The organism is Streptococcus sp. HMSC34B10, from assembly GCF_001839505.1.
GTDB classification, from domain to species: Bacteria; Bacillota; Bacilli; order Lactobacillales; family Streptococcaceae; genus Streptococcus; species Streptococcus peroris.
Genome location: NZ_KV841548.1, coordinates 88,912 through 107,174 on the forward strand (window position 1 = coordinate 88,912; position 18,263 = coordinate 107,174).

25 protein-coding genes are annotated in these 18,263 nt (G+C 38.5%); 11 read left to right on the plus strand and 14 right to left on the minus strand.

The annotated features are described in order from the left end of the window. Window positions 1-104: 104 nt before the first annotated feature. Window positions 105-1,451 carry a glutathione-disulfide reductase gene (gor, locus tag HMPREF3237_RS02375; protein WP_070888709.1) on the plus strand — a complete coding sequence of 449 codons (1,347 nt, stop codon included), beginning with the start codon at window positions 105-107 and terminating at the stop codon, window positions 1,449-1,451. Window positions 1,452-1,594: 143 nt separating this feature from the next. Then, on the plus strand, window positions 1,595-2,134 hold the full coding sequence (locus HMPREF3237_RS02380; RefSeq protein ID WP_006145795.1) for a biotin transporter BioY: 540 nt from the start codon (window positions 1,595-1,597) through the stop codon (window positions 2,132-2,134). Between the two features lie 48 nt (window positions 2,135-2,182). Here HMPREF3237_RS02380 and HMPREF3237_RS02385 read toward each other — a convergent pair whose 3' ends face one another. Beyond that, window positions 2,183-2,398 (minus strand): YdbC family protein, encoded by a 216-nt coding sequence (locus tag HMPREF3237_RS02385; protein WP_006145796.1) that lies wholly within the window; start codon window positions 2,396-2,398, stop codon window positions 2,183-2,185. 92 nt (window positions 2,399-2,490) lie between these two features. On the opposite strand from HMPREF3237_RS02385, the gene HMPREF3237_RS02390 reads away from it, so the two are divergent. After that, window positions 2,491-2,811: a hypothetical protein gene (locus HMPREF3237_RS02390; protein ID WP_006145797.1), complete on the plus strand. Its 321-nt coding sequence runs from the start codon at window positions 2,491-2,493 to the stop codon at window positions 2,809-2,811. 29 nt (window positions 2,812-2,840) lie between these two features. Here the strand turns inward: HMPREF3237_RS02390 and HMPREF3237_RS02395 are convergent, their stop codons facing one another. The 6 genes from HMPREF3237_RS02395 to rpsP form a co-directional block, all read right to left on the minus strand. Beyond that, window positions 2,841-3,179: an ATP cone domain-containing protein gene (locus tag HMPREF3237_RS02395; RefSeq protein ID WP_004253071.1), complete on the minus strand. Its 339-nt coding sequence runs from the start codon at window positions 3,177-3,179 to the stop codon at window positions 2,841-2,843. Between the two features lie 12 nt (window positions 3,180-3,191). After that, window positions 3,192-3,911 carry a tRNA (guanosine(37)-N1)-methyltransferase TrmD gene (gene trmD / locus HMPREF3237_RS02400; protein WP_070888710.1) on the minus strand — a complete coding sequence of 240 codons (720 nt, stop codon included), beginning with the start codon at window positions 3,909-3,911 and terminating at the stop codon, window positions 3,192-3,194. Next, window positions 3,901-4,419, minus strand: a complete 519-nt coding sequence (rimM, locus tag HMPREF3237_RS02405; protein WP_070888711.1) for a ribosome maturation factor RimM — start codon at window positions 4,417-4,419, stop codon at window positions 3,901-3,903. The genes trmD and rimM overlap by 11 nt, the downstream gene beginning before the upstream one ends. 74 nt (window positions 4,420-4,493) lie before the next feature. Next, window positions 4,494-4,826 carry a MazG nucleotide pyrophosphohydrolase domain-containing protein gene (locus tag HMPREF3237_RS02410; RefSeq protein WP_049494604.1) on the minus strand — a complete coding sequence of 111 codons (333 nt, stop codon included), beginning with the start codon at window positions 4,824-4,826 and terminating at the stop codon, window positions 4,494-4,496. A gap of 42 nt (window positions 4,827-4,868) precedes the next feature. Next, on the minus strand, window positions 4,869-5,108 hold the full coding sequence (gene kphA, locus HMPREF3237_RS02415; RefSeq protein WP_000379617.1) for an RNA-binding protein KphA: 240 nt from the start codon (window positions 5,106-5,108) through the stop codon (window positions 4,869-4,871). Window positions 5,109-5,127: 19 nt separating this feature from the next. Further along, window positions 5,128-5,400, minus strand: coding sequence for a 30S ribosomal protein S16 (gene rpsP / locus HMPREF3237_RS02420; protein WP_004253064.1), 273 nt, complete (start codon window positions 5,398-5,400; stop codon window positions 5,128-5,130). A gap of 482 nt (window positions 5,401-5,882) precedes the next feature. Between rpsP and HMPREF3237_RS02425 the strand changes: the two genes are divergently transcribed. The 8 genes from HMPREF3237_RS02425 to HMPREF3237_RS02460 all read left to right on the plus strand — a co-directional run bounded on the left by HMPREF3237_RS02425 (window position 5,883) and on the right by HMPREF3237_RS02460 (window position 11,346). Next, window positions 5,883-6,479 (plus strand): hypothetical protein, encoded by a 597-nt coding sequence (locus tag HMPREF3237_RS02425; protein ID WP_070888712.1) that lies wholly within the window; start codon window positions 5,883-5,885, stop codon window positions 6,477-6,479. A 2-nt stretch (window positions 6,480-6,481) separates the two neighbouring features. After that, window positions 6,482-6,706, plus strand: a complete 225-nt coding sequence (locus tag HMPREF3237_RS02430; RefSeq protein ID WP_049502995.1) for a helix-turn-helix transcriptional regulator — start codon at window positions 6,482-6,484, stop codon at window positions 6,704-6,706. 260 nt (window positions 6,707-6,966) lie between these two features. Further along, window positions 6,967-7,113 carry a hypothetical protein gene (locus tag HMPREF3237_RS09050; RefSeq protein WP_229026676.1) on the plus strand — a complete coding sequence of 49 codons (147 nt, stop codon included), beginning with the start codon at window positions 6,967-6,969 and terminating at the stop codon, window positions 7,111-7,113. Window positions 7,114-7,225: 112 nt separating this feature from the next. After that, window positions 7,226-7,969, plus strand: coding sequence for a DeoR/GlpR family DNA-binding transcription regulator (locus HMPREF3237_RS02440; RefSeq protein ID WP_070888713.1), 744 nt, complete (start codon window positions 7,226-7,228; stop codon window positions 7,967-7,969). A gap of 16 nt (window positions 7,970-7,985) precedes the next feature. Continuing rightward, on the plus strand, window positions 7,986-8,816 hold the full coding sequence (locus tag HMPREF3237_RS02445; RefSeq protein WP_025168709.1) for a Cof-type HAD-IIB family hydrolase: 831 nt from the start codon (window positions 7,986-7,988) through the stop codon (window positions 8,814-8,816). Window positions 8,817-8,869: 53 nt separating this feature from the next. Beyond that, the gene (locus tag HMPREF3237_RS02450; protein WP_025168710.1) at window positions 8,870-9,676 is read left to right on the plus strand and encodes a peptidylprolyl isomerase; all 807 of its coding nucleotides are present in this window, start codon (window positions 8,870-8,872) and stop codon (window positions 9,674-9,676) included. A 27-nt stretch (window positions 9,677-9,703) separates the two neighbouring features. Beyond that, window positions 9,704-9,943, plus strand: coding sequence for a zinc-ribbon domain-containing protein (locus tag HMPREF3237_RS02455; RefSeq protein ID WP_006145808.1), 240 nt, complete (start codon window positions 9,704-9,706; stop codon window positions 9,941-9,943). A 110-nt stretch (window positions 9,944-10,053) separates the two neighbouring features. Continuing rightward, window positions 10,054-11,346, plus strand: coding sequence for a hypothetical protein (locus HMPREF3237_RS02460; protein ID WP_070888714.1), 1,293 nt, complete (start codon window positions 10,054-10,056; stop codon window positions 11,344-11,346). A gap of 100 nt (window positions 11,347-11,446) precedes the next feature. Here HMPREF3237_RS02460 and HMPREF3237_RS02465 read toward each other — a convergent pair whose 3' ends face one another. From HMPREF3237_RS02465 to HMPREF3237_RS02495, 7 genes are all read right to left on the minus strand, one after another. Beyond that, entirely contained in the window at window positions 11,447-12,988 is a 1,542-nt protein-coding gene (locus HMPREF3237_RS02465) for an ABC-F family ATP-binding cassette domain-containing protein (RefSeq protein WP_070888715.1), read from the minus strand. A gap of 1 nt (window position 12,989) precedes the next feature. Beyond that, complete coding sequence (locus HMPREF3237_RS02470) at window positions 12,990-13,463, minus strand: VanZ family protein (RefSeq protein WP_070888716.1); 474 nt, start codon at window positions 13,461-13,463, stop codon at window positions 12,990-12,992. Between the two features lies 1 nt (window position 13,464). Then, a complete protein-coding gene (gene rlmN, locus HMPREF3237_RS02475; protein WP_070888717.1) occupies window positions 13,465-14,550 on the minus strand; it encodes a dual-specificity RNA methyltransferase RlmN in 1,086 nt (361 codons plus the stop codon). 16 nt (window positions 14,551-14,566) lie between these two features. Beyond that, the gene (locus tag HMPREF3237_RS02480; RefSeq protein ID WP_070888718.1) at window positions 14,567-15,100 is read right to left on the minus strand and encodes a YutD family protein; all 534 of its coding nucleotides are present in this window, start codon (window positions 15,098-15,100) and stop codon (window positions 14,567-14,569) included. Window positions 15,101-15,267: 167 nt separating this feature from the next. After that, window positions 15,268-16,173, minus strand: coding sequence for an aquaglyceroporin Gla (gene gla, locus HMPREF3237_RS02485; RefSeq protein WP_070888719.1), 906 nt, complete (start codon window positions 16,171-16,173; stop codon window positions 15,268-15,270). Between the two features lie 158 nt (window positions 16,174-16,331). Beyond that, window positions 16,332-17,498 (minus strand): ATP-grasp domain-containing protein, encoded by a 1,167-nt coding sequence (locus tag HMPREF3237_RS02490; RefSeq protein ID WP_070888720.1) that lies wholly within the window; start codon window positions 17,496-17,498, stop codon window positions 16,332-16,334. 12 nt (window positions 17,499-17,510) lie between these two features. Next, window positions 17,511-18,251 carry an esterase family protein gene (locus tag HMPREF3237_RS02495; RefSeq protein WP_070888721.1) on the minus strand — a complete coding sequence of 247 codons (741 nt, stop codon included), beginning with the start codon at window positions 18,249-18,251 and terminating at the stop codon, window positions 17,511-17,513. Window positions 18,252-18,263 lie beyond the last annotated feature (12 nt).

An 18,263-nucleotide genomic window follows, 5' to 3' on the forward strand; every position in this document is an offset into this window, starting at 1 on the left:
ATCTGATTTCAAGCCTTCTACTAGCTTTTCTACGTAGCAGATTTTTGCATTGACTTTCAAAAAAAGATAGAATATGACTAGAAAACAACTAAAGGAGCTTTCTTATGAGAGAATATGACATTATTGCCATTGGTGGAGGTAGCGGGGGAATTGCTACCATGAATCGTGCTGGCGAACATGGTGCTAAAGCTGCAGTTATTGAGGAAAAGAAATTAGGTGGAACTTGTGTCAACCAGGGCTGTGTCCCTAAAAAAATCATGTGGTATGGAGCTCAAATCGCAGAGAGTATCCACAAATATGGACCTGACTATGGATTCACAAATACTGGGAATCGATTTGATTATGCAACTCTTCGTAAGAATCGTGAAGCCTACATTGACCGTGCTCGCTCTTCTTACGATGGAAGCTTCAAGCGTAATGGAGTTGATTTGATTGAAGGGCGTGCCGAGTTTGTCGATGCTCATACTGTCAGCGTTAATGGCGAATTGATCCGCGCTAAGCATATTGTGATTGCGACTGGAGCTCATCCTCATATCCCTGCTATTCCTGGTGCAGAACTAGGTGGTAGCTCAGATGATGTCTTCGCCTGGGAAGAGTTACCTGAATCGGTAGCTATTCTAGGTGCTGGTTACATTGCTGTAGAATTGGCTGGTGTACTCCATACACTTGGTGTTCAGACAGATTTATTCGTCCGTCGTGAACGTCCGCTACGTGGATTTGATAGCTATATCGTTGAGAGTCTAGTTCAGGAAATGGAAAATACAGGACTAAACCTCCACACACATAAGGTTCCTGCTAAACTTGAAGAAACTGAACAAGGCATTACCATTCATTTTGAAGATGGTAGCAGCCACACTGCCAGTCAAGTTATCTGGGCAACTGGTCGCCGTCCAAACGTTGAAGGACTTCAACTCGAAAAAGCTGGTGTCACTCTCAATGAACGAGGCTTTATCAAGGTTGACGAATACCAGAACACTGTTGTTAAAGGTATCTACGCACTTGGAGATGTCACAGGTGAAAAAGAACTAACTCCTGTTTCAATCAAGGCTGGTCGTACCCTATCTGAAAGACTTTTCAACGGCAAAACCAATGCTAAAATGGACTACACTACTATCCCAACTGTAGTCTTCTCACACCCTGCTATCGGAACTGTTGGTCTAACTGAGGAAGAAGCTATCAAAGAGTATGGGCAAGAAAACATTAAAGTTTATACTTCAAAATTTGCTTCTATGTATTCTGCAGTCACTAACCATCGTCAAGAGGCTCGCTTCAAGCTCGTTACAGCTGGTGCAGACGAAAAGGTCGTCGGCCTTCATGGTATCGGCTATGGTGTTGACGAAATGATTCAAGGTTTCGCAGTTGCTATCAAGATGGGCGCTACAAAAGCTGATTTCGATGCTACTGTCGCTATCCATCCAACTGGTTCGGAAGAATTTGTAACTATGCGTTAAACCAATATAAAAGACCTTATAGGTCTTTTTTTTTAATTAAAATCGGCTGTTACAGATTTGTTACCCTTTATATAAAAATAAGTTGACTTTCCTAAAGAGTTCAGTATAATAGTTACTATAAAAGTGAAAAGAGGTTAACTGTTTTGAAAAAAGCTTATATCTATACTGTCCCAGCTATCGGTGCTGCACTCATTGCCGTTCTAGCACAAATTACTATCCCTATCGGACCTGTCCCATTTACGCTACAAAACTTCGCAATTGGACTCATTGCTACTGTTTTTAGGCCTAGAGAGGCTGTCCTTTCTGTGGCTCTTTATCTTTTGCTTGGGGGAATTGGTCTTCCTGTCTTTGCCGGTGGAGCTGCAGGTTTCCATGTTTTAGTTGGACCAAGTGCAGGATACCTGTGGTTTGACCTTGTCTATGCAGGACTTGCTTCCTATCTAACTCACACGAATAGTGGTGTTGTACGTATTTTCCTATCAAATCTCTTGGGGGACTCACTTGTTTTCGTCGGTGGTATTCTCAGTCTCCACTTCCTTGCTGGTATGCCTTTGGATAAAGCACTGGCTGTCGGTGTGATTCCTTTCATCCTACCAGACCTTGGGAAAATCATTGCAATCAGTTTTATCGGTCGACCACTCCTTCAACGACTCAGTAGTCAACCCTACTTTTCAAACAAATAAAAAAAGGTTGGGATTTTTCCCTCCTCTTTTTTATTTTTTCATGAATGCTTACTGATTCTTGAAGGCATCCACCATCACTTGAAACTCTTCGTTTGAAAGGGTAATTCCTTTACCCATCTTTGTATGGTCGGGACTCCAGCTACGAATATCAAACTTCGCCGGTGCTCCATTAAAGCTGACTCGATTGATTTCCTTGGTCCATCCTTTTTCATTTTCAGATAGAGTGAGTAAATGTTCTTCAATTTCAAATGTAAATTCTGCCATGTTCTTCTCCTTTTTGTTCTCAATTGATTATTCGAAAAATCTTGTAGATTTCATAAAATTTTTATATAATGATTTAAAGAAGGGAGGCCCAAATGAAGGAATTCTTGAAACAAGCTTTACAAAAGGTTCATAATTTTGTGAATGGTCATGAAGAATCCATTCCTGAAAAAAGCGACCCCCTCATTGCTAGACTTAAAGAAGCGTTAGCCAAAAAAACGGCTGTCCATATCATCTTTGCCGAAACGAGTTTTACAGGCGATATTATCAAGTATGATACTGACCGCCAACAAATTATCGTTAAAAACTTCGCCAAAAACGTAAGCCGTATTATTCGAGTGTCGGATATTCGAAGAGTGACTTTCGTTCCCTCAACGATTCAAACTGCTCAAAAAAGAAGATTTAAGAAAGAGTGAGATGAGTTATTCATCTCACTCTTTTTCTATTAACGAATTTGTTCAAAATGAAGGTGAACAGCGATGTGGTCACCATAACCACTTCTCTCCAAATCACGTTGCAAACGGTAAGAGATATAGTGTTCTGCAATAGTGATATATCCTGCACCTAGTAAGCGGTGCTCAACCATTGATTGGATCATACTGATAGTTGCACGTTCTACTTTTGCTTCTTCCAAATCCAAAACAACTTTTTTTGTAACTTGAGCTAGATTTTGGCGCAAATCGTCTGTCAATACATAGACTGTTTGAGCTGCCTTAAGGATGGCTTGGTAGATTTTATCTGGATCAAAATCAGCGACTTGTCCATCACGTTTAATTACTTGCATAGGGTTCTCCTTTTAATTGTTATTTTCTTTAATTTCTGCTAACATTTTCTCTTCTTCTGCTGTCAACTCATACTCTTCCAGCAAATCAGGTCTGCGTTGGTAAGTTTTCTTGAGGCTCTCATAGAGTCGCCATTGACGGATGTTTTCATGGTGTCCACTCATAAGCACATCCGGAACTAACATACCACGAAAATCGTAAGGTCTTGTGTACTGAGGATATTCCAAGAGTCCTGATGAAAAGCTATCATCCTGGTGACTTGCTTCCTTCCCGATAACTTCTGGAATCAAGCGAACCGTCGCATCAATCATGGTCATCGCTGCTAGTTCTCCACCAGTCAAGACATAATCTCCAAGAGATATCTCATCTGTTACCAAGGTCTTAATCCGTTCATCATAACCCTCGTAGTGCCCACAAATAAAGATAAGCTCTTCTTCTTGCGCTAAATCTTCCGCATAAGCCTGGTCAAACTGCTTACCGGCTGGATCCAATAGAATCACGCGCGGATTCTTTTTTTCAATGGCATCAAAGGCGTCAAAGATGGGTTGCGCTCTTAGCAACATCCCTTGACCACCACCGTAAGGTTCATCGTCAACATGACGGGCCTTTTCAGCGTAGTCACGAAAATTATGGTAGTGGATATCTAAGAGTCCTTTTTCTCGAGCCTTTCCAACGATGGAATGTTCTAAGGGTGTGAACATTTCTGGAAAAAGGGTTAAAATATCAATCTTCATCGTCTAACCCTTCCAAGAGTTCAACATCCACACGGTTATTAGGAATATCTATATTAAGGACAACAGGCGGAATATAGGGTAAGAGCAGGTCACGTTTGCCTTTACGTTTGACCACCCAGACATCATTGGCACCTGGCTGAAGGATTTCCTTGATGGTTCCAATCAAGTTATCTCCCTCATAGACTTCTAAACCGATAATCTCGTGGTAGTAAAACTCACCATCATCAAGTTCATTGAGATTCTCCTCAGCAACCTTTAGACTGTAACCCTTGTATTTTTCAATGTCATTGATATGGTACATATCCTTGAACTTAATGATATCGAAGTTTTTGTGCTTACGATGGCTAGCGATAACCACTGTTCGCACAAATTGATCTTTTTCATCAAATAAGGCAAGTTCTGCCCCTTTTTTAAAGCGTTCTTCAGTAAAATCTGTCACTGACAAGACTCGCATCTCACCCTGCAAGCCCTGAGTATTGACAATTTTCCCAACGTTAAAATAGTTCATTTGATCTCCTGTATCTGTTTCTCCCTTTATTTTATCATGTTACAGGGATTTTCACAAGTTGGAGAAAAGGAGAACTATGGAAGGTTTTTATCTAAAAAGCTTTCCAAATCTTGTACATGCTGATACTTGATGGATGCCTTTTTGTCTTTTTCAAAAATGGTCTTCGTTAGGTCAATATCGTTGATAGCTGCAATTGCCACTGTATAGTGAATGATATCTGCCAACTCCTTTGCCAATTCCTCGTTTGAATCTTGGACACCCTCTTTTCTACCGGAACGTCCATTTAAAACCTCAGCGACTTCTCCAACTTCTTCAACTAGTTTTATAAAGAGTCCTTCTTCTGTCCTAGATTGTTGATAATGGTCAAGTAAGTATTCCTCTAGTTGTCTAACTGTTAAATCTCTCATTCCTTCTCCTTGCAAAAAAAGCGAGACCATGTCCCGCTTTTCTTATTTTTCGTCAATAACGATTCTTACTTTTTTGTCTTCAGTTGGGACAGAGTAGACAATCGTTCTTATCGCAGAAATAGTGCGACCCTTACGACCGATTACACGACCCACATCGCTTTGGTCAAGATCCAAATGATACTCCAAAAATTCTGGTGTATCTTCAATCTTGATAGTTAAGGCATCTGGTTGTGAAATCAAAGGTTTCACAATTGCAATAATGAGATTTTCAATTGTATCCATCTGTCAACCTACTTTAAACTTATTTTGAGAATTTAGAATCGTGGAATTTCTTCAATACGCCTTCTTTTGAAAGGATGTTGCGAACTGTATCTGAAGGTTGAGCTCCATCAGCCAACCATGCAAGAATACGGTCTTCTTTCAAAGTTACTTGGTTTTCTTCAACAAGTGGGTTGTAAGTTCCAACTGTTTCGATGAAACGTCCGTCACGTGGTGAACGTGAATCTGCTACGTTAATACGGTAGAAAGGTTTTTTCTTAGAACCCATACGAGTCAAACGGATTTTAACTGCCATTTTTAATATCTCTTTTCTTTTATTTTTTAGTTCGGTGAAATAGCTAAGCTATTTAGCACATGTTCTATTATAGCAGATTTCTGAGAGGTGTCAAGAAAAAAACTTGACAGACTTTAAAATTTTTAAATTTTTTAGACTAATAGGGATAAATTAGAAAGAAAAAATTAACTTCTACACCTACAAAGCTTATTCTGACAGACTTTATAAGAGTCTAAGAAAAAAAGTAGAGATCCATACAGTATCTAGATTTTCCAAAGATTCTTTATCATCAAATATTATTAACGAAGCTATCCAAACCAAATCAGATGCATTGCTTCAAAGAATTCTTTAGTTGTTTGACTAGCGAGGTCTTTAATTAAAAAATTTTTTCAAATAATTACCACATTGACACATAAAATTCTTGCTTTCTAAATTTAAGTGTGATATATTTATAACATAACATTTAAATGTTATATATTTATAACACAAAAAAGGAGTCTATCATGAAAAAAAGTCAAAAAATGCGTGGCCTCATTGCAATGATTGCCGTAGCTCTCATTATTGATTTTATTGTTTTATTTGGTTCTAATCTTAGTTGGGGACCCAAGTTAGTTATTACTGGTATTTCAGTGTCAGGTCAAATTATAGCTATTTGGAGCTGGCTACATATGAAACTATGGTCTCATAAAAGTCAGAAAGGTAAGGGAAAGATTATTTTTGACTTGTCTGCTAAGCTTTACACGATACTTTTGTTTGCAGCAAGTATTTTTTATACATTAGGAATTTGGGTTGCGACCCCAAGCTTAAGTTCTGGTATTAAAGAATGGATTTTGGGAATTGGCCTCGTTATTGAAGTGATTTTATTTGCTTTTTTCTGTTTGAAAAATGTCAAGGAAACTCCGGACGAACGCTTTTATGCTAATTTAGCCAAGGCAGCTAGCTTGATGTTTGTTTTTATACTAGGCGCACTGATGATCCTAGCAGTTATCATTGGGTATATGGGGTCTCTCACTCTTTACATGGGACAGATATTTTTTAGCATAGCTGCCTTGATTTTCATCTTTGCGGTTGTCTATTTTATCTTGGAACGGAGAGGATAAGTATGGCCAAAGAAAGCAATATTATTACTAATCTCAAATCTGTTCGTGAGTCCACAGACATGACCCAGCAAGAGTTAGCCGACCTCATCGGCATGCGACGCGAGACAATTCTTCACTTGGAAAATAACCGCTACAATCCTTCGCTGGAAATGGCTCTTAAAATTGCTCAAGTTTTTGATTTGAAAGTAGAAGACCTCTTTGAACTCAGACAGAAAGAGGAAACATAATTCTTTTCGAGACCTAGCATTAAGTTCAATGATTAATTAGAAATTGAGCCAAAAGAAAAATCCTTTGAAAATGTTCTCTTTTAAAATATAGTAATTCTTATGGCATTGATATCCCAAAACATTTAGATACGCTTGTTGAAAAAGGATATGCTACTATCGAAACCGCCTTTGACTCGCTTGACCATCTAAATGCCACTACAAAAAAGAATATCCTTAAAAAGAAGGGGGTTGCCGGACTTTCTAAGATGAAGGCTGCCGACTTGAATCAAGCATTTCATGACCATTTTTCAGAAGAAGAATTATCCCAGTGTTTCTCCATCCGTGGCTATAAACTGACCCCTAAAGGGGAACAAGCGCTCAAAGACCATCAGGCAATCATTGACCGCCATCCTAAAAAGAATCTTTAATCAACCAATACTGGTTGATTTTTTTGTAATTTTTTAAAACACTTACAAATCATTACAATTATTGACAAATACTTATAAAAAGAGTATAGTATTAAAAAAAGGAGGAATTCCTATGTACCAAGCACAAAGATTAGAAGAAATCATAAAACTTTTAGAAGATAGAGGAAGTCTATCGGCAAGAGAAATGGTTGACTATTTCCAAGTATCCAAGGATACTATCCGGAGAGATTTTTCCATTCTTGCAAAGGAAAAGCGAGCGCAACGAACTCACGGAGGTTTGTTGCCAATTCAAAAGCAAAGAATTCTTGGTTTCCAAGGTCGAGCAGAACAATCTTCTAAAGAAAAAGCGAAAATTGCTCATTTAGCTACCCAACTCATTTCCGATTCACAACTGATATTCTTTGATGTTTCAACCACTATACTTGAGTTAGCAAAAATAACAGATAAAAAAGTTACTATTTTCAGCCATTCATTGGATAATGCACTGGTCTTAGGAGAAAATGAAAATGTTGATTTTCACATTATCGGTGGACGATTTCATAAAAAGAATCGTTTCTATTACTCATTAGAAGAATCCGAATCTTTGAATAGAATTAAATTTGACATAGCATTTTTTGGTGCAGCTAGTCTTTCAGACGGACAAGTTAGCTTTGAGGATCAAGAAGATGTTCTCATGAAAAAAAGAGCATTTAAAACTAGTAAAATTCGCGTCTTGTTAGCTGAAACTAGCAAAATAAACAAACACTCTCATTATATTCTTTCCGAACTTACTGATTTTGATTATTGGATTACAGACAAAGAACCCGACTTAGAAATTCAACAATCTTTAGATGGCAAAACAACTATTCTATTTTAATAAAAAGGAGAAAAATATGTCAGTAATAAAGTTAATCATGAGTGATATTGACGGTACTATTTTGGATAAAAATCACCAATTAGATTCTCATTTAATAGAACTGATGCCACTTTTAAAACAATGTGATATTCCTTTTGTTTTAGCTTCTGCTAGATCTCCTCTCGGTATAGCGCCAATTTCTAAAGAGCTTGGCATCACCGAATGTCCCATTGCCTGCTATAATGGAGCACTCATCAGTTTAGGAGATAAAATCCTAAGACAGCATACTATTAATAAAAAGGAATTACTCTTACTACATGATTTTTTAAAAAAAGAATTCCCGACAGTTTCTATCAATGTTTACTCCGGAAAAGATTGGCTTGTGAATACAATTGATGAGTGGGTAGAAATCGAAGCAACTATTACTGGAGAAAGTCCAAAAGTTACATCTTTAGCAGATTTTATAAAAGACGAGAAAACTCTTGTTCATAAACTTTTGCTGATAGATAATACGGATACCATACAGAAACTTCAAAAAAACTTATCCTCAATAGATTTCCCTCAAACCAACTTCTATCTCTCTAAAGATAACTATCTAGAAGTTACACATAATCAAGTATCCAAAAAACAAGCTTTATTAGAATTAGCCAAGTATTATCAACTTTCACTTTCTGAAATTATGACTATTGGAGATAATTATAATGATATTCCAATGATTGAGACTTCTGGACTTGGTGTTGCAATGGGAAACGCACCTACAGATGTCAAAACTTGCGCAAATACAGTAACAGATTCTAATGATCAAAATGGTGTAAGTAAGGCCATAAAATTGTATGTACTATCGGAATCATCACAATTGAATATTTGAAATCCACTTCTTTTTAGGGTACAATGGAAAAAATGATTTTTGAGAGGATTAACATGAAAAAATTAGCTACACTACTACTCATTTCAACTTTTGCTCTTGGTGGATGTACAAGCATCCAACGTGCTCTTCGTGGTGATGATTACGTAGATTCTAAAATTGCTACTGAAGAAAGTTCTAAAACCGCTACTCAAGCAGAAAAAGATTTCAAAGACGCTTTAACCAATGAAAATGCTAATTTTCCCCAACTTTCTAAAGAAGTTGCAGACGATGAAGCTGAAGTTATTCTTCACACAAGTAAAGGGGACATTCGTATCAAGCTCTTTCCAAAGCTAGCACCTCTTGCGGTAGAAAACTTCTTGACTCATGCTAAAGAAGGCTACTACAATGGTGTTACTTTCCACCGTGTAATTGATGGATTTATGATACAAACAGGAGATCCGAAAGGTGATGGTACAGGTGGGGAATCTATCTGGCACGGTAAGGATCAAACAAAAGACAAGGGAACAGGTTTTAAAAACGAAATCTCTCCATACCTCTATAATATCCGCGGTGCTCTATCTATGGCCAATACTGGTCAACCAAACTCAAATGGTAGTCAATTCTTTATCAACCAAAGTACAACAGACTATTCAGCTAAACTTCCAACAAATAGCTATCCTAAGAAAATTATCCAAGCTTACAAAGAAGGTGGAAATCCTACTCTCGATGGGAAACACCCAGTCTTTGGTCAAGTGATTGATGGGATGGATGTAGTAGATAAAATTGCCAAGGCTGAAAAAGACGAAAAAGATAAACCAACTACTGCTATTACCATCGACAGTATCGAAATTGTTAAAGACTACGATTTCAGTAAACAATAAACTCATTAACTTTAAGGAGATGTTAAAATGCTTTTACTTTGGGGTTCAAAAGGCTATCAAAAAGTGCTCGGACATACTCAAACTACTATTGATTGTGGGCACTGTAACAATGTAGGCACTTGGGAAATTACAGAAACCGGACGTAAGTTTACTCTTTACTGGATTCCACTCTTTCCTTACGGTAAAACATATTTTGTTTCTTGCCCTATTTGTCATTACGGTAAAGAAATTCAAAAGTCTGAGATCGAACAATATCTCAACTATTAAAAAAGATAGGTCACAGGGCCTATCTTTTTTAAATTACACTTCCATGTAAACGCTCTCTTTTTGTTTCAAATATGATATAATTTAGTCAATAGTAACGAGGAGGTTTTCCTATGAAACCTTATAAGATAAATATATTCCGGCTTGGTTTACTTTTATTTTCATATTTAATCTTTAATGTCGTTTATTCGATTACTTATGATTCCGGAGGTTTTGCTTTTATAATCTTGTGGCCAGCATTTTTCGTATCATATGCAGGAATTGTGCTAGGAAATATTTTTATTTTTAGAGATATTTCAAAATTAAAAGCCTCCTTTGAAGATAATGAGTTGATTCAAAAGACATGTACAATACAGTTAGTTCTAGCTACAATTGGATTTTTCATGCAAATAATAGGTTTTAAGGGTGCTCCACTTAATTACATTGATAATTATCCAGTACTAGTTAGCGCTAGTATTGTTTACTCTATCGTTCTCCTTATCAGTATTTATCAGACGATAAAGTTAGGACAAGGGAAAGATACTTTGGCCATACTCGGTTTTATCTTTGGAGTTACGGTAATTTTATACACTTGCCTAGGACTGATCACAGCCACTTCCTCCTCAATTAAAAATACTACTCCTTCTTTCGCTGAAGAATTTCAATCACTTGGACTTAAGGGAAAGGTTGAGTTAGTTGATAAACACAGAGAGATTGAAGCATTTTATGGAACTGCCTACAAGCTAACATATACAGAAAATTTATCCGATGGAACTATTTTAAAAGAAACTACTACTGCAAAAATTCATGGAAAGGATGGAGAACATTTATCAAATTTCTTTCTTCCTTCAGGAACAGATCTCGAAACACTTCTTAATGACAAAGAAAAGGCACTGTTTCACACTGTCAAACAAGACGAATTCAGTTTCTTGCTAGATGTATACAAAGAAAGACCAAATCTACAACAAGAAGAAGATAGTATCAAAAATGCTACTGCTGACAAAATAAATAAGCTTTTTGATACACCAGGAAAAATTGCTTCTAGTTTTGAATTTAGAAAATATCCTATAGAAAACTACTATGTTGCAATGATTAAGCAGGCTGTCAGCAATCGAGAAAAAGGGGATTCTGACGCAGCTGGTTTTTATAATATTACAACAAAAGATCTCATGAAAAACAAAGGTCTTACTCTCGATTTTGATTTCGACCTTTCGAAAATCAAGGTAGAAAATGGTAGTCCTGTGGAGACCTTAAAGGAAAAATTCTTATCTTTACCAAAAAACTCATTTTCCGATGGAATTTATAACATTAATTGTTATTATGAAAATAGAATACAGAAGAAAGTTGAAGTTACCTGCCCATTTGTTGTTGAAGATGGTGTGGGACACTTTGAAGAGGATGAAATTGTGGGAAATCAAACAAATTAGTTATTTTTGATACTAAAACAAGTTGATAGCAGTACGACTTTTACTGGTTTCATCCATCATAAAAAAGCCAAGTCACATTGACTTGGCTTTTTACGACCATTTATGTTAGTTCATTGAAATCCCAGATTTGATCCATCCAGCCTTCATAGAAGTCTGGTTCGTGGCAGACCATAAGGATTGAGCCTTTATACTCTTTCAAAGCACGTTTGAGTTCGTCCTTAGCATCCACATCCAAGTGGTTGGTAGGCTCGTCTAGAACAAGAACATTGTTCTCACGGTTCATCAAGAGACAGAATCTCACCTTGGCTTGTTCCCCACCTGACAATACTTGGATTTGACTCTCGATATGTTTAGTCGTCAAACCACAACGGGCAAGGGCTGCACGGACTTCTGCTTGATTGAGAGCAGGAAAGGCATTCCAGACTGCTTCTAGTGGTGTCTGGCGATTGCCTCCTTCCACTTCCTGTTCAAAGTAGCCAAGTTCTAGATAATCACCACGTTCAACTTCCCCAGCAATTGGCGGGATAATGCCCAAGAGGCTCTTCAAGAGGGTTGTTTTCCCGATACCATTGGCACCGATGATGGCAACCTTTTGATTGCGCTCAAAGGTAAGATTCAATGGTTTAGTAAGAGGACGGTCGTAACCAATCTGTAAGTCTTTGGCTTGGAAGATGAATCGTCCAGGTGTACGAGCTGGTTTAAAATCAAAGGACGGCTTTGGCTTCTCACTTTGAAGCTCAATAATGTCCATCTTGTCCAATTTCTTCTGGCGAGACATGGCCATATTACGAGTTGCAACACGCGCCTTATTACGGGCCACAAAGTCCTTGAGATCCGCAATTTCTTTCTGTTGACGTTCGTAGGCTGCCTCCAGCTGCGATTTCTTCATGGCATAGACTTCTTGGAACTGGTAGTAATCTCCAGAGTAGCGTATCAACTGTTGGTTTTCTACATGATAGACGATATTGATTACATCGTTGAGGAATGGAATATCGTGAGAAATGAGAACAAAGGCATTCTCATAGTTCTGAAGATAGCGTTTAAGCCAGTCAATATGCTCCGCATCCAAATAGTTGGTTGGCTCGTCAAGCAACAAGATATCTGGCTTTTCAAGAAGAAGTTTGGCCAAAAGTACCTTAGTTCTTTGCCCACCAGATAAGGCTGTTACGTCCGTATCCATCCCAAAATCCATGACACCAAGAGCACGCGCTACTTCGTCAATCTTGGCATCCAAGGTATAGAAATCACGACTTTCCAAACGGTCTTGGAGTTCTCCAACTTCTTCCATCAGAGCTTCGATATCTGCTCCTTCTTCTGCCATTTCCATATAAAGGTCATTGATGCGAGCTTCCGCCTTGAATAACTCATCGAAGGCAGTACGAAGAACATCACGCACGGTTTGACCTTCTTTGAGCACAGCGTGCTGGTCAAGATAACCTGCTGTCACATATTTGGACCACTCTACCTTACCTTCATCTGGTAGCAATTTACCAGTCACGATACTCATGAAGGTTGATTTCCCTTCACCATTCGCACCAACCAGACCGATGTGTTCACCCTTGAGGAGACGGAAGGATACGTCTTCAAAAATCGCACGATCACCAAAACCGTGACTTAAATTTTTTACTTCTAAGATACTCATTCTAGTTCCTTATCTTGTTTTTATGTAGTAGTTTATAGAGGAGCCAAGCCATGTAGCCACCCAGGGTATTGGTCCACAAATCATCAATCTCAAATACCCGATTGAAATCAAAGAAAAAGTCTAACAACAGCTGTGTACATTCGATTCCAAGGCTCAGTAAAAAACTAAACAGAATCACTTTTTTCGTTTTTCTTAAACTAGGTGTCAGATAGAGAAGTTGGAACATCAATGGGAAAAGTAAGAGAATATTTAAGGCGTTTTGCAAAAAAATCCAAAACAGCTGTGAAAGGCTGGTTACTTCTCCCACTTTCCATAGGGAGTTAAAAGGTGTCAAAAGAAAAACCAGGCGTCCAAAAGTTTGAATACCTGGAGTTTCCACTCCTGTAGGAAGTTGATGCTGGGGAGTAAAACAAAAACAGACGATACAAAGACTGTAAAATAGCACTCCCAAACTTAGTAATGTTTTTCGTTTCATCTTATGGATTTAGTTCTGCTACTGCTTTTTGGCGATCACGCTTCATGGTGTTTGAACGCAATTGACCACAAGCTGCATCGATATCAGTACCATGTTCCTGACGGACTACACAGTTGACACCATGTTTTTTCAAGGTATCATAGAAGGCCATCACACGCTCTTTTGGACTACGACTGTATTGGTCATGTTCAGTAACTGGGTTATATGGAATCAAGTTGACATAAGACAGTTTCTTGATGTTTTTAAGCAATTCAGCCAACTCAAGCGCTTGTTCAACTCCATCATTGACCTCATTGAGCATAATGTACTCAAAAGTCACACGACGGTTGGTTGTTTCGATATAATACTCAATCGCTGCAAAGAGTTTTTCAATTGGAAAGGCACGGTTAATCTTCATAATGCTTGAACGCAGTTCATTGTTTGGCGCATGAAGAGAAACAGCAAGGTTAACTTGTACACCTTCATTGGCAAAGTCACGAATCTTATGAGCCAAACCAGAAGTTGAAACAGTGATATGGCGAGCACCGATAGCCATTCCCTTATCGTCGTTGATGGTACGTATAAAGTTCAAAACGTTATTGTAGTTATCAAATGGTTCTCCAATACCCATAACAACGATATGGCTAACACGCTCATCTTGACCACGTTCGTCAAAATATTTCTGAACCAACATAATCTGTGCAACGATTTCCCCGTTATTGAGGTCACGTTGCTTCTTAATCAAGCCTGATGCACAGAAGGTACAACCAATATTGCACCCTACTTGAGTGGTTACACAGACGGACAAACCGTAGTGTTGACGCATCAATACTGTCTCAATCAGCATCCCATCTGGCAACTCAAAAAGGTACTTAACTGTCCCATCAGCTGACTCTTGAACGATGCGTTGTTTCAAAGGATTGACTACAAATTGATCATTGAGTTTGGCAATCAAATCCTTAGACAAATTGGTCATTTCTTCAAAGGACTGAACACGTTTACGGTAAAGCCACTCCCAGATTTGGTCAGCACGGAATTTCTTTTCTCCCTGTTCCAAGATCCATTCTTGCATTCCTTGACGTGTTAAACTATAAATAGACGGTTTCATGGTTTCTCCTTAAACTCTAATCTTTCTTACGGATGACGAAATGACGTTGTTCTTTTTCTTCACTCTGAGATTTCTGTTCTTTACGACGACGTCTATTTCTCATATCTGTGTTATTCCGTTTCTTGTTTTGAGGAATTTTCTTTCCTCTTCGAGTATCCTTTTCTTCCTCTGTTTTTCTCATTTTTTGATCAAACGGTGCTCGTTTAGGAGTTTCATTTTCTAGGACAAAATAGGCACATCCATAGCTACAATACTCGAGGAGATAATCTTGTAAACGACTGATTTCCTCGAGAGATTCTTCAGCTCTCTCATTTTTGTAGAAACCACGTAAGCGTAACTGTTCATTACTCCAGTCTCCTACAATATAATCGAACTTAGTTAAAACTTCTGAAAATCGTTGAGTAAATGCTGTTGCATCAAAGGCTTCCTTGCTATTTTCAACTAAGTTAAAAGCAAAACCTTCCGCTTCTACTTTATCTCCAGACAAATGAAATTCAGGACCAGGGAATTTATTGTAATTATATAATTCAGGTGCAATCTCTTTACGCATACTATTCCTTTTTAACGTTTACTTAATACTCTATTTTACCATATTTTTGCCATATTTTCACCTTTTATTTCAAAACGAAAAAAGTCTGGCGATTTAAGCAGTGATTCGTTGAAGATTATTCCATTTTAATTCAAGAAAAAAACTGGGAATTCCCAGTTTTTTAATAATTACATATAAAGGAACTTGAAGAGCATTACTGCTGCAATACCAGCTGCAATCGGTGCAATTACTGGTACCCAAGCATACCACCATTTTGAATCTCCTTTGTGTTCACCAAGGATTGATTTTGGAAGAACAGCATGAAGGAGACGTGGTCCAAGGTCACGAGCTGGGTTCAAACCTGGTCCTGTAGGTCCACCTAATGAAGTAACTAAGGCCATTACTAGGAAACCAAGTGCCAAGTGAGCAACAGCAAGGCCTGGTGACAAGAACGGAGCTACTTGAGTTTTTGCTTGCTCAAGTGCTGCTGTGACTTGTTCTTGAGGAATTGTTTGACCTTGAGCAGTTGCTTGTGCCACTTGATTGTTAATCAATGCCTGAGATTTAGCAACTAATTCAGCACCAAAGTAGTTCTTCGTCATTGCCATAGCTGCAAAGAAAAGAACGAAAGAACCGATAAACTCATTGACGAAACCATTGACAGATGCTGCAAAGCGGGATTCTTTTGTTCCTTGATCAACATTTGAAATAGTTGAGAAAGTTCCCAAGATATTATTTGGGTTTTCTGTTTTCAAGTAGTAAGGACGATGAGCTGCAACAACCAAAGCTTGTCCAAATATTGCTCCCAAAACTTGTGCGATAATGTATGGTACTACTTGAGCCCAAGGGAAAAGTCCGCTAACTGCTAGACCAAGAGTGAAGGCTGGGTTGATGTGGTTACCAGAAACATTCCCAAACATCAAGGCAGGGATCATAACCCCCATACCGTAACCAACAGCGATAACGAGCCAGCCACTTTGGTGACCTTTCGTACCTTTAAGTTCAACGTTAGCAACAGCACCATTCCCTAAAATGATCAAGATGGCTGTTCCCAAAAATTCAGTGGCATATTTGACTGCCCATGTGAAATCCATTGATAGATTCTCCTTAATATTTTTTAGACAATCCTTATTCTATCAATTTTTAGAGCTTTTAGCAACAGATTTTCTAAAAGAATCTAAGGAGAAAACGTTTTTATTTCAACTACTAAAAAAAGACTTAACAAAGTAAGTTTGTTAAGTCCTAATTCTTATTATTCTTTACGAAGAGCAAAGTCATGAATCATCTGATCCATTTCTTCACGACTTGGTGTCGTTAGCATATAAAGATAGTCGCCTTGCAATTCAGCAAAGGCTGCTGGCATGATTTTCTTTACCTTGAACTGCTGGCTGTATTTGGCAAGCAAGTCCTCTTCTGAATAAACATAGTTGGCATTGGCACGGCGTGATGTTGCTAAACAATAAAGTGGCTCAAAGTGAGAAGCTGGGAATGGCTCACCAGCAACGATCGCTGCATATCCTTTGTACAAATCGAAAGAGTGGGCGTAGTTATAAACATCAATGGTAAAGCCACCAGCTGGACGATTATTGTATTCAATGGCGATGTAATCACCGCCTTCACGGAAGAACTCGATATGGAAGAAACGTTCTCTCATACCAAACTCTTTGACAATAGCCTCACCATACTTACGCAATTTTGGATCCATCTCTTTGAGAACGTAATAAGAATTGTCCATCTTGTAGATCATGAGATCGAGGGGTGTATGAGCATAGTCAAAGGTCGTAGAAAAGACGATATTCCCATCTCTATCTACCAAACCATCGAAGGTACAGATTTCACTAGATGTGACAAATTTTTCAAAGAAATAAACGGTTGAGTGGTCCCATTCAGTCTTAAAGTGATTCACATCATCTTCTGTTTCAAGCTTGAAGGTTGCCGCTGCTCCAACTCCATTGTCAGGTTTGGCAATCATGGGAAGTCCAATTTCTTTCACAGCTTTATCAACATCTGCTTCTGTTTCAATTACCGCACCTGGTACAACTGGAACTCCAGCTTTTTGGAAGAGTTTCTTCATTTCGGACTTGAACTTAGTCTTCTTGAGGTCTTCTGGTTTAGCACCAAAAACATTGAACTGTTCACGAAGGGCAGCATCCAACTCTAGCCAGTATTCATTGTGTGATTCAATGCGGTCAATTGGTCCATGTTTATAGAAAAGAAAGGCAACTGCACGTTTAACCTCATCGATATTTTCAAGATTATCAACTCGGAAATATTCCGTCAAACTATTGCGCAATGGTTCATCTAGTTGTTCATAGGGTTCTTGACCAATCCCCAGAACAGTGATTCCTTTATTAGCTAGTTCAATACTGAACTGTTGGAAATTTTGTGGGTAATAGGGTGAAATTACAAGATAATTCATAAGCGACTCCTTTTATAGACTCATGTGACCAAGGAAATAAGGCATTTGTTTGCGCCACCACTCCCAGTCATGAGCGACATCGTATCCCCACTCTGCAAACCAAGCAGGGATTTGTTTTTGATCAAAGGCTTCTTTCATCTTGTAATAAGATGGAAGGCCGTCGTGTTCCCAAGCGCCTAGCCCAGTACAGATGACAATCTCAGCCTGACGATAACGGTCGATAAACCAGCCATCATTTTGATTCCAGATATAATCTACTGGTGAATTTTGATAGATGGCATCGTCATTGTAGTAATCTCCAACGAAGAAACGTGCATCATAAACACCGCTAAGAGCAATTACTTTCGTGAAAACATCCGGGTGTTGTAGGAAAAAGTTGAGAGCATGGTAAGCTCCCATGGAGCATCCTGTCGCCATCATACCGTCGAACCAACCTGTCTTATGCTTGATAAAAGGAATGGCTTCTTCAATCACATATCGTTCATAGGCGCGGTGCATTTCAGCTTGGTCATGACCGTTTTTCCATGTCGCAAGCCAGCTCTCGCTATCGACACTTGAAAGTGTAAAGAACTGGACACGGCCTTCCTCGATAAAGGACGAACAAGCATCAATCATGCCAAAATCATAGTATTCATTGTGGCTACCACCTGAAGAAGGGAAGACTACAATAGGGATACCCGCATGTCCATATCGGTTTACGTACATTTCACGATTTAGATGTCCACTCCAGTGGCTAAGATGTTCAATATTCATATCCTGTCTCCT

Bases quoted from the DNA above. Each gene is read 5' to 3' on its own strand.
- gor (WP_070888709.1), top strand. From the start codon at position 105: ATGAGAGAATATGACATTATTGCCATTGGTGGAGGTAGCGGGGGAATT.
- HMPREF3237_RS02385 (WP_006145796.1), bottom strand. From the start codon at position 2,398: ATGGCAGAATTTACATTTGAAATTGAAGAACATTTACTCACTCTATCT.
- HMPREF3237_RS02390 (WP_006145797.1), top strand. From the start codon at position 2,491: ATGAAGGAATTCTTGAAACAAGCTTTACAAAAGGTTCATAATTTTGTG.
- HMPREF3237_RS02395 (WP_004253071.1), bottom strand. From the start codon at position 3,179: ATGCAAGTAATTAAACGTGATGGACAAGTCGCTGATTTTGATCCAGAT.
- trmD (WP_070888710.1), bottom strand. From the start codon at position 3,911: ATGAAGATTGATATTTTAACCCTTTTTCCAGAAATGTTCACACCCTTA.
- rimM (WP_070888711.1), bottom strand. From the start codon at position 4,419: ATGAACTATTTTAACGTTGGGAAAATTGTCAATACTCAGGGCTTGCAG.
- HMPREF3237_RS02410 (WP_049494604.1), bottom strand. From the start codon at position 4,826: ATGAGAGATTTAACAGTTAGACAACTAGAGGAATACTTACTTGACCAT.
- kphA (WP_000379617.1), bottom strand. From the start codon at position 5,108: ATGGATACAATTGAAAATCTCATTATTGCAATTGTGAAACCTTTGATT.
- rpsP (WP_004253064.1), bottom strand. From the start codon at position 5,400: ATGGCAGTTAAAATCCGTTTGACTCGTATGGGTTCTAAGAAAAAACCT.
- HMPREF3237_RS02425 (WP_070888712.1), top strand. From the start codon at position 5,883: ATGAAAAAAAGTCAAAAAATGCGTGGCCTCATTGCAATGATTGCCGTA.
- HMPREF3237_RS02430 (WP_049502995.1), top strand. From the start codon at position 6,482: ATGGCCAAAGAAAGCAATATTATTACTAATCTCAAATCTGTTCGTGAG.
- HMPREF3237_RS02440 (WP_070888713.1), top strand. From the start codon at position 7,226: ATGTACCAAGCACAAAGATTAGAAGAAATCATAAAACTTTTAGAAGAT.
- HMPREF3237_RS02445 (WP_025168709.1), top strand. From the start codon at position 7,986: ATGTCAGTAATAAAGTTAATCATGAGTGATATTGACGGTACTATTTTG.
- HMPREF3237_RS02450 (WP_025168710.1), top strand. From the start codon at position 8,870: ATGAAAAAATTAGCTACACTACTACTCATTTCAACTTTTGCTCTTGGT.
- HMPREF3237_RS02455 (WP_006145808.1), top strand. From the start codon at position 9,704: ATGCTTTTACTTTGGGGTTCAAAAGGCTATCAAAAAGTGCTCGGACAT.
- HMPREF3237_RS02460 (WP_070888714.1), top strand. From the start codon at position 10,054: ATGAAACCTTATAAGATAAATATATTCCGGCTTGGTTTACTTTTATTT.
- HMPREF3237_RS02465 (WP_070888715.1), bottom strand. From the start codon at position 12,988: ATGAGTATCTTAGAAGTAAAAAATTTAAGTCACGGTTTTGGTGATCGT.
- HMPREF3237_RS02470 (WP_070888716.1), bottom strand. From the start codon at position 13,463: ATGAAACGAAAAACATTACTAAGTTTGGGAGTGCTATTTTACAGTCTT.
- rlmN (WP_070888717.1), bottom strand. From the start codon at position 14,550: ATGAAACCGTCTATTTATAGTTTAACACGTCAAGGAATGCAAGAATGG.
- HMPREF3237_RS02480 (WP_070888718.1), bottom strand. From the start codon at position 15,100: ATGCGTAAAGAGATTGCACCTGAATTATATAATTACAATAAATTCCCT.
- gla (WP_070888719.1), bottom strand. From the start codon at position 16,173: ATGGATTTCACATGGGCAGTCAAATATGCCACTGAATTTTTGGGAACA.
- HMPREF3237_RS02490 (WP_070888720.1), bottom strand. From the start codon at position 17,498: ATGAATTATCTTGTAATTTCACCCTATTACCCACAAAATTTCCAACAG.
- HMPREF3237_RS02495 (WP_070888721.1), bottom strand. From the start codon at position 18,251: ATGAATATTGAACATCTTAGCCACTGGAGTGGACATCTAAATCGTGAA.